Origin of the sequence: Kitasatospora sp. MBT66 (assembly GCF_000710405.2) — a bacterium.
Taxonomy (GTDB): domain Bacteria; phylum Actinomycetota; class Actinomycetes; order Streptomycetales; family Streptomycetaceae; genus Kitasatospora; species Kitasatospora purpeofusca.
Window position 1 is genome coordinate 546,795 of record NZ_JAIY01000004.1, and the last position, 12,744, is coordinate 559,538.

At 73.6% G+C, this 12,744-nt stretch carries 11 protein-coding genes; 4 read left to right on the forward strand and 7 right to left on the reverse strand.

The genetic code is table 11. The features are described from left to right. Positions 1–10: 10 nt before the first annotated feature. Positions 11–1,258 (reverse strand): phosphoribosylamine--glycine ligase, encoded by a 1,248-nt coding sequence (gene purD, locus BI06_RS09115; protein ID WP_043466915.1) that lies wholly within the window; start codon positions 1,256–1,258, stop codon positions 11–13. A gap of 472 nt (positions 1,259–1,730) precedes the next feature. Between purD and BI06_RS09120 the strand changes: the two genes are divergently transcribed. Further along, positions 1,731–2,516 carry an SLATT domain-containing protein gene (locus BI06_RS09120; RefSeq protein WP_030392480.1) on the forward strand — a complete coding sequence of 262 codons (786 nt, stop codon included), beginning with the start codon at positions 1,731–1,733 and terminating at the stop codon, positions 2,514–2,516. A gap of 55 nt (positions 2,517–2,571) precedes the next feature. On the opposite strand, the gene BI06_RS09125 is transcribed toward BI06_RS09120, so the two are convergent. The 3 genes from BI06_RS09125 to BI06_RS09135 all read right to left on the reverse strand — a co-directional run bounded on the left by BI06_RS09125 (position 2,572) and on the right by BI06_RS09135 (position 5,464). Then, positions 2,572–3,219, reverse strand: coding sequence for a hypothetical protein (locus tag BI06_RS09125; RefSeq protein ID WP_030392479.1), 648 nt, complete (start codon positions 3,217–3,219; stop codon positions 2,572–2,574). 120 nt (positions 3,220–3,339) lie between these two features. Then, positions 3,340–4,443 carry a GntR family transcriptional regulator gene (locus tag BI06_RS55445; protein ID WP_063794939.1) on the reverse strand — a complete coding sequence of 368 codons (1,104 nt, stop codon included), beginning with the start codon at positions 4,441–4,443 and terminating at the stop codon, positions 3,340–3,342. 223 nt (positions 4,444–4,666) lie between these two features. After that, positions 4,667–5,464, reverse strand: coding sequence for a carbon-nitrogen family hydrolase (locus BI06_RS09135; protein WP_030392477.1), 798 nt, complete (start codon positions 5,462–5,464; stop codon positions 4,667–4,669). A gap of 175 nt (positions 5,465–5,639) precedes the next feature. On the opposite strand from BI06_RS09135, the gene BI06_RS09140 reads away from it, so the two are divergent. Both BI06_RS09140 and BI06_RS09145 read left to right on the forward strand, forming a co-directional pair. Then, on the forward strand, positions 5,640–6,461 hold the full coding sequence (locus tag BI06_RS09140) for a maleylpyruvate isomerase family mycothiol-dependent enzyme (RefSeq protein ID WP_030392476.1): 822 nt from the start codon (positions 5,640–5,642) through the stop codon (positions 6,459–6,461). Positions 6,462–6,610: 149 nt separating this feature from the next. Beyond that, positions 6,611–7,450, forward strand: coding sequence for a Bro-N domain-containing protein (locus BI06_RS09145; protein WP_051740550.1), 840 nt, complete (start codon positions 6,611–6,613; stop codon positions 7,448–7,450). Between the two features lie 60 nt (positions 7,451–7,510). Here BI06_RS09145 and BI06_RS09150 read toward each other — a convergent pair whose 3' ends face one another. Next, a complete protein-coding gene (locus tag BI06_RS09150; protein WP_107113303.1) occupies positions 7,511–8,857 on the reverse strand; it encodes a nitrate/nitrite transporter in 1,347 nt (448 codons plus the stop codon). Positions 8,858–8,931: 74 nt separating this feature from the next. Continuing rightward, positions 8,932–10,167 (reverse strand): M64 family metallopeptidase, encoded by a 1,236-nt coding sequence (locus BI06_RS09155; RefSeq protein ID WP_051740552.1) that lies wholly within the window; start codon positions 10,165–10,167, stop codon positions 8,932–8,934. A 383-nt stretch (positions 10,168–10,550) separates the two neighbouring features. Here BI06_RS09155 and BI06_RS52315 point away from each other — a divergent pair, with 383 nt between their 5' ends. Beyond that, positions 10,551–11,624, forward strand: a complete 1,074-nt coding sequence (locus BI06_RS52315; RefSeq protein WP_043466918.1) for a hypothetical protein — start codon at positions 10,551–10,553, stop codon at positions 11,622–11,624. A 357-nt stretch (positions 11,625–11,981) separates the two neighbouring features. On the opposite strand, the gene BI06_RS09165 is transcribed toward BI06_RS52315, so the two are convergent. After that, positions 11,982–12,744 (reverse strand): dihydrolipoamide acetyltransferase family protein (locus tag BI06_RS09165; protein ID WP_043466922.1); only part of this gene is annotated, 763 nt, incomplete at its 5' end.

The following is a 12,744-nucleotide window of genomic DNA, read 5'->3' on the forward strand; positions in this document are numbered from 1 at the left end:
CGGGCGGCCGCTACTGCGCGGCCTTCAGGGCGATGTCCCCGCGGTGCTGGCCGCCGGCCAGCGAGATCAGCCCGACCGACCGGTACGCCCGCTCGCGCGCCTGGACGAGGTCCGCGCCGGTCGCGGTGACGGACAGCACCCGGCCCCCGGCGCTCAGCACCCGGCCGTCGTCGTCCGCCTTCGTCCCGGCGTGCAGCACGTAGGCGGTGCCGTCGGCGGCCTCCGCCTCGGCCAGGCCCTCGATCGGGTCGCCGGTGCGCGGCGCGGCCGGGTAGCCCTCGGCGGCGATCACCACGGTGACCGCGGCGCCCTCGTCCCAGCGCAGCGGCTCCAGCTGGTCCAGGGTGCCGGTGGCCGAGGCGTGCAGCACGCCCGCCAGCGGGGTGCGCAGCCGGGCCAGCACGACCTGGGTCTCCGGGTCGCCGAAGCGGGCGTTGAACTCGATCACCCGGGTGCCGCGCGAGGTGAGCGCCAGACCGGCGTAGAGCAGGCCGGAGAACGGGGTGCCGCGGCGGCGCAGCTCGTCCACGGTCGGCTGCAGCACGGTCGCCAGGACGTCCTCGACCAGGCCCTCGGGGGCCCAGGGCAGCGGCGAGTAGGCACCCATGCCGCCGGTGTTGGGACCCTGGTCGCCGTCCAGGGCGCGCTTGAAGTCCTGGGCGGGCTGGAGCGGGAGGACGGTGGTGCCGTCGGTGATCGCGAACAGCGAGACCTCGGGGCCGTCCAGGTACTCCTCGATCACCACCCTCTCGCAGGCCCCGGCGTGGGCCAGCGCCTCCGCGCGGTCGGAGGTGACCACGACGCCCTTGCCGGCGGCCAGGCCGTCGTCCTTGACCACGTAGGGCGGGCCGAAGGCGTCCAGGGCCTCGGCGGCCTCGGCGGTGGTGGTGCAGACGTAGGAGCGGGCGGTGGGTACGCCGGCGCCGGCCATCACGTCCTTGGCGAAGGCCTTGGAGCCCTCCAGCAGGGCGGCCTCCGCGGACGGGCCGAACACCGGGACGCCGGCCGCGCGCACGGCGTCGGCGACGCCCGCGACCAGCGGGGCCTCCGGGCCGACCACGACCAGTTCGGCGCCGAGCCGCACGGCGAGCGCGGTGACCTGCGCGCCGTCGAGCTGGTCGACCGGGTGGACCGTCGCCACCTGCGCGATCCCGGCGTTGCCCGGGGCGCAGTGCAGCTCGGTCACGGCGGGATCTTGGGACAGAGAGCGGCACAGGGCGTGTTCGCGGGCGCCGCCGCCGATGACGAGGACCTTCACGCTGGGTAAGGGTAGTCGGTGGCCGGTTCCGGCCGCTCTCCGGTCCCGTAGGAAGAGACGATCGAGGGGGGTCGGGTACACGCACGGCCTCGGAGGATCATCCAGTCCCGGGGGTGCCGGAGTCGCTCTCCGGTGCCCGGGTCAGGACAGCGGGTCACCGACGACTCCCTCGGACGGGTGAAATCCCGTCGGCCGCCGCAACCCTCCCACCTCGGGATCCGGTGGCCGAATCCGATAACGATCATTGGTGAAGCGCCCCCATGGTCAGCCATTTGGCGGTAAGAAGTGCTGTTGGACCACCGCCGGCGGCCGTCGGCGGTGCCGCCCCGGGACGCCCGCACCCGCCCCGGAACGGCGGCGTGTTCGGCGCGTTGTCCGGCGTTTCACCGGCCGTCAGGCCGACGACACGTCAGTCCGCGCAGAGTCGGGACCAGCCAGACCAGCCGTCCGCCCGCCACAGGGAGCCCCACAGGTGAGCCAGCCGGAAATGCAGCCCGAGGAGAGTGCCTGGGGCAAGGAGATCGGCGAGGAGGATCCGCCCGCCGCGACCCTCGCGCACCGCGCGTCGACCCGCCACCGGTCCGACCTGAGCGCCCGCCAGTTCCCGCTCGGGGACTGGGGCGAACCCGCCGAGCGGCTCGAGGAGCTGTACCGCTGGTCCGAGGAGCGGGCGGTCGAGGCGATCGACTGGTACCGCCGGGACCGGATCCGTAAGCGCCGCTGGGCCCGGCTGCTGCGCTTCGGCACCACCGGCTTCACGGCCGGCGGGGTCACCGCCCCGCTGGTCGACCTCACCGGGACGGTCGCCCACGCCGCCGAATGGGGCTACGTCGGGCTGGCGCTGGCCGGCGCCTGCTACGGCGCGGACCGGGCGTTCGGGCTGACCTCCGGCTGGATGCGCGACGTCTCCACCGCGCAGGCCCTGCAGCGCCGGCTGGAGGCCTTCCAGTTCGACTGGGCGTCGGAGTGCGTGCGGGAGGTGCTCGGCCCCACCGAGGGGACCGCGGGCGAGGCCGCCGAGCGGTGCCTCGGGGTGCTGCGGCGGTTCTGCGAGGACGTCTCGGACATGGTCCGCACCGAGACCTCGGAGTGGATGCTGGAGTTCCGGGCCGGGATGACCCGGCTGCCCACCCAGGCCTCCGGCAGCTGGGGCGGGCGGTCCGAGCCGGGCGTCGGGGCCCAGGTCCGGGTGCTGCCGCCGCCGGGGGCCAGGCCCACCATGCCGCGCCAGCGGCCGCCGGAGGGGCCGCTGCGGTAGCGGGGGCGGAGGCAGCCCGCAGCCGCCTGACCGTGGGCGGTGGGCGGTGGGCGGCTCAGGCGAAGACGACCATCGAGCCCTGGTGCAGGCTCCGGGTCGCCGCCGCGTACAGGCCCGCCCAGGCGTGCCGCTCCCGGGCGAACGGGTGCAGGTCGTCCAGCGGCGGGCCGAACGGCTGCTCCAGGCCGGTCGGGCCGAGCGGCCTGGTCGGCGCCGGCGGGTCGAGCGGGTCGATGCCCAGCGCCGGGGCCACGGCCTGGAGCTCGCGCAGCAGCCCGTGGCTGGAGCCGAGCGGCCCGCCCGAGGCCAGCAGCGACTCCTCCACCAGCGGGGCGGCGAACTCGATCGGCACATAGGCGCCGGCGTGGTCGAAGTGCCAGACCAGGTGCGACTGCTCGGCGCTGCTCTCGAACATCTCCAGCAGCTGCTCGTAGTCCCCGCCCAGCGCGTCCACCGGTGTGATGTCCAGGCCGGTGAGCCCCAGCAGGTAGGCCCGGCGCAGGAAGTGCAGCGAGTCGTAGTCGAAGGCGGCTATCGGCTCGACCGCCCCGCTGAGTCCCGGCACGTACCGGTAGACCGGCATCTCGGGCAGGCCGTTGTCGGCCAGCACCCGGTTGTAGAGCGCGAGGTCGTCCCGGAACGGGTTGTCGGGGCTGTGGCTCAGTACGTCCACCAGCGGGACGAGCCAGAGGTCGCAGGCCATGGGCCGGCTCTTCCTCTCCGGGCGGCGGGAACCGGCCGCGCGGCGGCGGACGGCGGATGGACGGGGGTCGGTACCCGGACGGTCGGTACGAGGAGCGGCCGGGACGAACGACCGCCCACCCTACCGGCCCGGCGCGCGATGCGGATCGGGCTGCCCCTCGGGCAGTTGGCCGGACGGCGGTTCGGGCAGCCGGCGGCCGAACCGTCCGTACGGGACCGACCTCGGCTGCGGCACCAGGCCGAGGCCCAGGCCCAGTTCACGGCCCAGCTCGCGGCCGAGGTCGCGCTCCCGGCCCCGGGCGCCGCCGGCCTCCCGGCCCGGCTCCGCCCGGTGGTGCGCGGTGCCCGGCGCCGACTGCTCCGGCCCGGCGCCGTCCTGGGCCCGCGGGGTCTCCGGCTGCGACGCACTGCCCGCCTCCGTGTCCTCGCCGGGCCGGGGCGCACCGGCCGCCACCGGACCGTCCTCGGTCCCGGAACCGCCCGGTGCGCCGACGGGGCGGCCGGTCAGCAGCGGCAGCACCCCCACCGTCTCCACCTGCTGCCCGGCCAGCTCGGCCAGCAGTCCGACGGTGAAGAGGTTGTACTCGCAGACGATCCGGTGCACGCGCGGCACGTCGCGCGCCTCGATCGCGTCCACCAGGTCGAGGTGGCTGTCCCAGCAGACCCCGCCCAGCTGCGGCATCGACCGCAGGTAGCGCGCGGCGAACATCCACGACTGCACCCGCAGCCAGTCCAGGTAGTCGGCGATCCGGCGGTTGCCCAGCAGGCCGGCGACCTCCTGCCAGAACCGGCGGTCGCAGCCCACCATCACGTCCAGGTTGCCCGCCCGGGCCGCCCGCACCGCGGCGTCCGCCCGGCGGCGCAGCGAGGGCAGCCGGCTGTCGTCCGGCGGGCCGGGGTTCACGGCCAATCGACGGAAGTAACTGTCGGTGATCAGCACCCGGGACTCGAAGATCTCCCGGAAGTCGTCCCAGCCGAACTCGGGCACGGTGAAGCCCCGGTGGTGCTCGGCCCGGAGCAGCCCCTGCGCGGCGAGGTCGACCAGCGCCTCGCGGGCCGGGGTCGCCGAGACCCCGTAGAGCTCGGCGATCTCCTTGACGGTGAAGTTCCGCCCGGCCGCGAGCCGGCCGGCCATCATCTCCTCGCGCAGCGCGCCCGCGATCTGCTCGCGCAGGCTGTTGCGCTGGATCACGGGACGGGAGTCGCCCGCGCCGGTGCCGAACATGCGCGCGACCTCCTCGGACGGGCTGGCGGCCGGACGGGACGGACCGGCGGAAGAACGGCTGGTAACACGACGAGGGCTCATCTTCTCAAAAAGGACACGGCTGTGTACAAGCCCCCCACATGCGCCCGCCCGCGCCCCTGCCCCGCCTTGCCCTGTCCTGCCCCCCCGGTCCGCACTCCGGGGGCCGCCGCGCCGGAGCCGCTCGGGCTCCCCAGCGGTGCCGTCAGCGCTGGACCGGTGCCGGGATGCCGAGCAGCCGGTCCCGGTGCACCGGGAACTCCGCCCGGGCCTTGGCCACCTCGGCCGGATCGAACTCCACGGTCAGCACCTCCTCGCCGGGCCCCGCCTCGGCCAGCACCCGGCCCCACGGGTCCACCGCGATGCTGTGGCCGGCCTGCTCCACCCCGCCGTGCGTGCCCGCCGTGTTGCAGGCCAGGACGTACGCCTGCTCCTCCACCGCGCGCGCCCGGTTCAGCAGCGTCCAGTGCTCCCGCCGCCGCGCCGGCCAGGCCGCCGGGACCACCAACACCTGCGCACCGGCGTCCAGCAGCGCCCGGAACAGCTCCGGGAAGCGCAGGTCGTAGCAGGTCGCGAGGCCCAGCGTGCCGACGTCGGTGGCCGCGGTGACGATCTCCTGCCCGGCACCCATCACCACCGCCTCACCGCTGTCGAAGCCGAAGCGGTGGATCTTGCGGTAGGTGTGCACCAGCTCGCCGTCCGGGGCGAACAGCAGCGAGGTGTTGTAGATCGGCCCGTCCGGATCGCGCTCGACGATCGAACCGGCGTGCAGCCAGACGCCCGCCGCCTTCGCCGCCGCCGCCATCGCGTCCGAGGTCGGCCCGTCCAGCGCCTCCGCGCCGTCCGACCAGAGGTCGTAGGCGAAGCCGCCGAGCGCCCACAGCTCGGGCAGTACCACCAGGTCGGATCCCCGCTGGGCCCGTACCAGGGCGGCCGCACGGGCCCGCCGTTCGGCCGGGGGCTCCGTGTCGGAGACCGCGAGTTGGATCAATGAAGCGCGCACAGTACCACCGTCCACGGCAAGAGTCCTACGATCGTCACCCGAAAGCGCTGCCCTGCTCTCACCCGGCAGCGTAACGTGCGGTTAGCGTGTGCGCCCGGGACCCGGACCTTCCCGACCGGTCCCGGAGCGCGCGGACACGCGTGGCAAGGCAGCTGACGGAGGGCCGGAGATTCCCGTGACGGACAACCAGACCGTGCAGGCGTACACCGACGCGTGGACGCAGTCCATCGAGGCGATATCCGAACTGGTGGCCCCCCTGCCGGAGGGATCCTGGAACCGGGCCACCGAGTGCCCCGGCTGGTCGGTCCGCGACATCGTCTCGCACGTGATCGCCGTCGAGTCCGAACTGCTCGGCGACCCGCGCCCGATCCACTCCCTGCCCCGCGACCTGCTGCACGTCACCACCGACGCCGCCCGCTACCTCGAACTGCCCGTCGACAAGCGCCGCTGCCACACCGCGCTGGAGATGACCGGCGAACTGGACTACACGATCATCCGCCGCTCCCGGGCGCTGCGGAACGCCAAGCAGCTGCCGAACGAGCCGGTCCGCTGGCCGGCCGGCCCGCAGAGCCGCGACATCCCGTACCACGAGCTGCTCCGGCTGCGCGCCTTCGACGTCTGGGTGCACGAGCAGGACCTCCGCCGCGCCCTCGGCGCGCCGGGCAACCTCGACTCCCCGGCCGCGCTGGTCTCCCGCGACGTCCTGCTCCAGGGCCTGCCGAAGGCCGTCGCCAACCGGGCCGGCGCCCCGGCCGGCAGCACCGTGGTCGTCGACGTCACCGGCCCGGTGGAGTTCCTGCGCACCGTCCGGGTCGACTCCTCCGGCCGCGGCAGCGTGGACGAGTCCATCAGCCTGGCCCCCGACGTCCAGCTCACCCTCGACTGGGAGACCTACGTCCGCCTCGCCTGCGGCCGCGGCCGCCCCGGCTCGGTGATCGTCGAGGGCGACCGGGAGCTCGCCGACCGGGTCCTGGCCAACTTCTCCGTCACCCCGTAGCCCCTCCGTTCACTCGCCCGGCGTACACGGACCGTGCGCGCCGGGCGAGTGCGCCTCGTGCTCCCGTACGGCATGTTGGAACCAGTACCCCCCCCTGTTCGCCGTCGTTGTTCCGGGCAGCATCACCCGGAAGAAGGAGGGGCGTCCGGATGGACGACGAACAGACGATGCAGGGGCGGATGGAGCTGGTCCGGTCGAGCTTCCCGGTCACAGGCCAGCCGATCAGGGTCGTGATGATCGACGGCGAGCCGTGGTTCGTCACGGCGGACGTGTGCCGGATCTTGGGACGGGGGAACCCGACCGACGCGGTAAAGGTCCTGGAACGACACCAGCACCGAACCGTCGATCTGCGGGCGGTGACCCTTGTTCCTACAGAGGGTAGAAGCGTTTCCGCAGATCAGAAAGCCTATCGGCGGGGCAATCCGATCCTCGGCGTGGTGAGTGAAGCGGGGCTGTACGGATTGCTCATGCGATCCGACAAGGAATCCGCCCGCCCCTTCCGTGACTGGATTACGGACGAGTTGCTCCCGTCCGTCCGACGTGGGGACACCGATATCCCTACGCAGCACCAGCGGATGGCAAAGACGCTCAGCGAGGCGATCGGGCAGCAGGTCTACGTCGTCGCGAGGATCGAGCACGAGGACTGGCCCGGCCTGACCGTCCACTCCGACGGTACGGTCCACTGCCGGCACGGGGAGATGCGCCTCCGGCTGCCCGGCCAGGACGACAGCGGCCCGCCGTTCGGCCCGTACTTCGAGTGCCCCGGCGGGGAGCACGTCGGGATCCGGGGCAGCCGACCGGTCCCGGGCTGCCCGAAGCTGCGGATCGTGGACCTGGTCCGGATGCGGGACGAGGCCCGGGCCGGGGACGGGACCGGGGCAGTGCCAGAGCACGCTCTCATGTACGCGGTGGTGGACCGCGGCCGGATCGACCGGCTTCACGGAACACCACGACAGTTCGCCGCGTTCATGCGCGAGTACCGGGGCTGACGGAAATGGGGGTTCCCTCAGAATTTCTGAGGGAACCCCCATTTCTGCAGGTCAAAAACCCTACGCCGCCGAGAGCCTCCGCCGCAGCCGCAGGATCATCACGGTCCCCACCGCCATCGGCACGTACTGCCAGCAGAACGCCCAGCGGAAGGCGCTCGCCGAGTACCCGCCCGCCCCGTCCGGGGTCAGGACGTCGAGCAGGACCCCGATGCCGAACAGGGTGATCATCGTGCCGATGAATCCGCCCATGTTGACGATGCCGGAGGCCGTGCCGAGGCGCTCGACGGGGTTGCGGGCGCGGGCGTAGTCCAGGCCGACCAGCGAGGCGGGGCCGTTGCTGCCCATCACCAGGATGATCGCGACCAGCAGCCAGAGCGGCGGGTGCCCCTCGGGCCAGGCGAGGGTCACCGCCCACAGCAGCGCGGTGACGCCGATGGTGGTGAGCACGATCGGCATCCGGGCCCGGGAGGTCCGGGAGAGCAGTCGGCCGAAGAGGAAGCCGAAGCTCATATTGGCGAGCACCAGCAGGGTGAGCATTCCGCCCGCCCCGGTGCGGGTCATGCCCTGGGCCTGGACCAGGTAGGGCAGGCCCCACAGCAGGCCGAAGGCGTTGCCGGGGAACTGCGTGGTGAAGTGGATCCAGAGCCCGAGCCGGGTGCCCGGCTCCCGCCAGGCTTCCCGGACCTGCCGGCCGACGGCGGGGCGGGGCCGTCCGTCCGCCGGGGCGGCCGGCGCGGGGCCCTCCGGCGACTCCCGGAGGAAGAGCGCGACGAGCGCGAAGACGGCGATGCCCAGCAGGGCGATGGCGGTGAAGGTGGGCGTCCAGCCCTCGCTGTGCAGGGCCTGGGCGAGGACCACGGTGGTGACCAGGTTGCCGCTCATCCCGGCGAGGCCGGTCAGCTGGGCGACGAGCGGGTTCTTCGCGGCGGGGAACCAGCGGGCGGCGATCCGCAGCACGCTGATGAACGTCATGGCGTCGCCGCAGCCGAGCACGGCCCGGGAGGCGAGCGCGGGGCCGAAGGCGTCGGAGAAGGCGAAGGCGAGCTGGCCGGTGCTGAGCAGCAGGACGCCGAGCAGCAGCACCTTGCGCGGGCCGAACCGGTCGACCAGGACGCCGACGGGTATCTGCATGGCCGCGTAGACGAGGACCTGGAGGATCGAGAAGGTGGAGAGCGCCGAGGCGCCGATGCCGAAGCGGTCGGCGGCGTCCAGGCCGGCGACACCGAGGCTGGTGCGGTGGATGACGGCCAGGACGTAGACGCTTGCCCCGATGGACCAGGCGGTCCAGGCGGCCCGGCCCCCGGGCGGCTGCCAGGGGCCGGCGTCGGGGCCGCCGGTGCGGTCGGCTGTGGCGCGAGGAGCGGAGGCGGACAGGGGGCGGGCTGAACGGGCTGGCTCCACGGTCATAGTGGCCCCAGATTAGTCATCCCATCATTGGATGCCCAGGGTGGGGACCGTCACGGTCCGCCTCCCGCCCCGGCTCAGCCGGCCACCGTCCAGGAGACCGCGCGCGTCATGTAGCGCTCCCGGAAGGCCTCGTCGCGCACCCAGTCCGTGGTGTCCCGGACGGTCGCCGTGACGGTCGCGGCGTGCCCGGGCTCCAGCGGCAGCGAGGCGGTGTCCAGCCAGCTGCGGTCCGCCGCCTGCGGCTCGACCGGGACGCCGTCCACCGTCCAGTCCACCCGCAGCTGCCGGGGGCCCGTCAGCGGGACCGGCCGGACCTCCAGCCGGGGCCGGCCGGTGACGTCGCCGGGTGCCGGTACGGCGGCGTCGGTGGGCCGGATCCGGCGGTAGATCTCCTCGATGATCGCCTCCCGCGAGGGCAGGTTGTAGGCCCCGCCGAGGGTGCGCATCACCGAGTCCGGGGTGGGCCGGTAGATGCCGTTGGCACTGCGGTAGGCGCCGATGGTCCCGGCACCGTCCGGGGACTCCGCGCCGAGCCAGCGCCACCACTTGGACTGCTTGCGGCGCATGTCGTCGGCGTTCTCGGTGGAGAGGTTGGGGTAGTCGGCGTCGTCGGGCGCGCTGTCGTACTCGTCGCCGAGGTCGCCGACGGTGTGCCCGATCTCGTGCTGGATGATCCGGCCGGCGTCGGGGCTGCCGCCGGCCAGGGTGGTCACCCCGGTGCCGCCGGCGCCGCCGTACTCGGTGGAGTTGGCCAGCGCGATGAGGTACTGCGGGCCCTCGCCGCGGCCGGCGTACCGGGCCGTCGCGTCCTCGTCGGCGCAGAGCAGCCGGGCGGTGCCCTCGCACCAGAAGTGCATGCCGAGCGGGGTGGCGGGGCTGCGGCCGCGGCTCTCGGTCTCGGCGATGCCGGAGACCGGGGAGACCACCTCGACCCGCCTTATGTTGAAGAACCCCTGGTAGCTGCGGAACGGCTCGATCTCCATCAGCGCCCGCCAGGCCCGGTCGGCCTGTTCGCGGAACACGTCCTGTTCCGCGGCGGTGTAACCGTCGCCGAGCAGGACGAGGGTGATCCGGTTGGCCGGGTCGCCGGTCCGCCGTATGTCGACGGTCGGCGCGTCCCCGGCGGTGCGCAGATCGGCGTGCTGCACCGCGGTGTGCGGCGGGACCGCGCGGTCGGCCGGGGCGCCGGCCCCGATCACCCCGAACGGTGAGGGTCCGGCCAGTTCGAGCGCGGCCGGGAGTACGGCGGTGGACACCAGCACGAGCGCGGCCAGACTCCGGACGATCCGGCCAGGGTTGCCAGGCGGCATACGGGTGCGTCCTCGACGTTCCGGTCACCCGCGTCGCCCGGGTGGTGGACGCGAAGACGTACCCGCCCCGGCGTGTCGTCCTCACGGAACGGCGAAAAAGTCACCGAACTGGACGAACCACAAGGATCTGACCAGTCATACCTATGAGTCCAACCAGGCGGTTCTCGATCACCAACCGTGACCTTGGAATCACCAAAAATAGTCATGCGAATCTTTGGTTCGTCCTGCAACTGCCGCCCCCGGATCGCTGTCTGTACCAGCGAAGGACGCGGGAGAGAGCATGACCGGCCGAGCCGGGGGGCGCTTCCGACGCGATGGAGCGATCCGGCCACCTTCGAAACCACACACCACCACCACGACACCAGACCTTGGGGGGTCCTGTCATGCGCACGTCCGTCATGCCCGCTTCCGCGAAGAACACCGTCGTCCGCCGCCGCGTCGCCGCCGTCGCCGCCACCGTCCTGCTCGCCGGCTCCGTCCAGTTGCTGACCGCCGAGTCCTCCTGGGCCTGCGGCTCGTCGGACGGGCCGGTCGCGGCCGCGCCGAAGGCCGCTGCGAAGGCGGCCGCGCCCAAGGGCGACACCGCGAAGGCCGACACCGCGAAGGGCGACGCCCCGAAGACCGAGGCCGTCACCCACGACGGAGGCCCCGAGATCGGCTTCCACATGACCCCCACGCTGGCCGTCACCGCGGGCGGGCCGAAGGTCGACATCGGGGTCGGGATCACCAACTTCACCGGGGCCCCCTACCGCAACGTGGTGCCCACGCTCTCGCTCGCCACCCACCTGGCCGGCGACGGCGACGGGGGCGTCTCCTACGTGGCCTCCAAGTACCTGGCCGTGGAGTACAACGCCGACGGCACCTGGAAGAAGCTCCCGCTGCGGCGCGGCTGCGACCCGACGCTGTTCGCGACCCCGGCCAAGGGGGTTCCGATCGCGGACGGCCGCGCCAACCACGTCACGTTCCGCGTCAGCCTCGCCGCGGACGCTCCGGCCGATCTCGACCTCATCCACGTCGGCCTCGGCGCCACCGCCGAGGACGGGGCGCGCAGCGAGTGGGCGCAGAAGGAGATGACGGTCAAGGTCCCCAAGGTCACCAAGCCCGCTCCGACCACCCCTGCGAAGCCCGCCCCGGCCAAGCCCGCCGGGACCACCAAGCCCGCCGCCGAGCCGACCACGGCCGCGAAGCCCGCCGCCAAGCCCGCGCCGGTCTCCGACAACACCCCCGCCGCCACCGCGAAGCCGACCGCGCCCGCCGCGGCCGCGCCGGCCGCCCCCGTCGCGCCGAAGACCACCCCCACGCCCGCCCCGGCCACCACCGCGCCGGCCGGCACCCCGGAGCTCGCCCAGACCGGCGCCGACACCCCGAACGGCCTGCTCGCGGGCATCGCCGCCGGCATCGCCGCGCTCGGCGCGGGCATGGTGCTCACCGTCCGCCGACTGCGCGCGCAGCGCTGACCCGGTCCCGGAGGACGGCGCCGACGACACCGCCGCCGTCCCCGAACGACGAACCGCTCCGGGGCCCTCCCCCGCGCCGCACCGGCGCCGGGGGAGGGCCCCCGCCGTGGGAGCGGAGGAACTTTCGCCGGAGCAGCGACAACCCCACCCGGGGCCGGACGTCCCAATCGTCAGAGGACGAAACCTGGAGCCGCGCCATGTACGAGCAGACCCACGAGCACACCGCCGTCGACCGCACCGACGACGACACCGCCTGGTCCTGAGCACCACCCGGACCGCAGGACGAAGGGGCCCGACTCCGCACGGCGGTGCGGAGTCGGGCCCCTTCATGTCTCGCGTTCGTGCCTCCCGGGCGGGTCAGCCCCAGGTGATCAGGCGCTTCGGGTGCTCCAGGATGCCCGCGATGTCGGCCAGCACCTTGGAGCCCAGCTCGCCGTCCACCAGCCGGTGGTCGAAGGAGAGGGCCAGCGTGGTGACCTGGCGCGGGACGACCTTGCCCTTGTGCACCCACGGCAGCTCCCGGACCGCCCCGAAGGCGAGGATGGCCGCCTCGCCGGGGTTGAGGATCGGGGTGCCGCTGTCGACGCCGAAGACGCCGACATTGGTGATCGTGATCGTGCCGCCCTGCATGTCGCCGGGCGCCGTCTTCCCCTGGCGGGCCGTCTCGATCAGCTCGCCGAGCGAGACCGCCAGGCCGGAGAGGGTCCGGGCGCCGGCGTCCTTGATGTTGGGAACGATCAGGCCGCGCGGGGTGGCCGCGGCGATGCCGAGGTTCACCTGGCCCTTGATGACGATCTCCTGGGCCGCCTCGTCCCACTGGGCGTTGATCCCGGGGTGGCGCTTGACCGCGGTGAGCAGCGCCTTGGCGACCAGCAGCAGCGGGCTGACCCGGACGTCCCGGCCCAGCTCGCCGCTCTCCTTGAGCCGGCGGACGAACTTCATCGTCCGGGTCACGTCGACCTGGACGAACTCGGTGACGTGCGGGGCGGTGAAGGCCGAGGCCACCATCGCCTGCGCGGTCGCCTTGCGGACGCCCTTGATCGGCACCCGGACGTCGCCCGCACCGGGCAGCACCACCGCGGTGGACACCGGGGCGGCGACGGCCGGCTCGGCGGCCGGG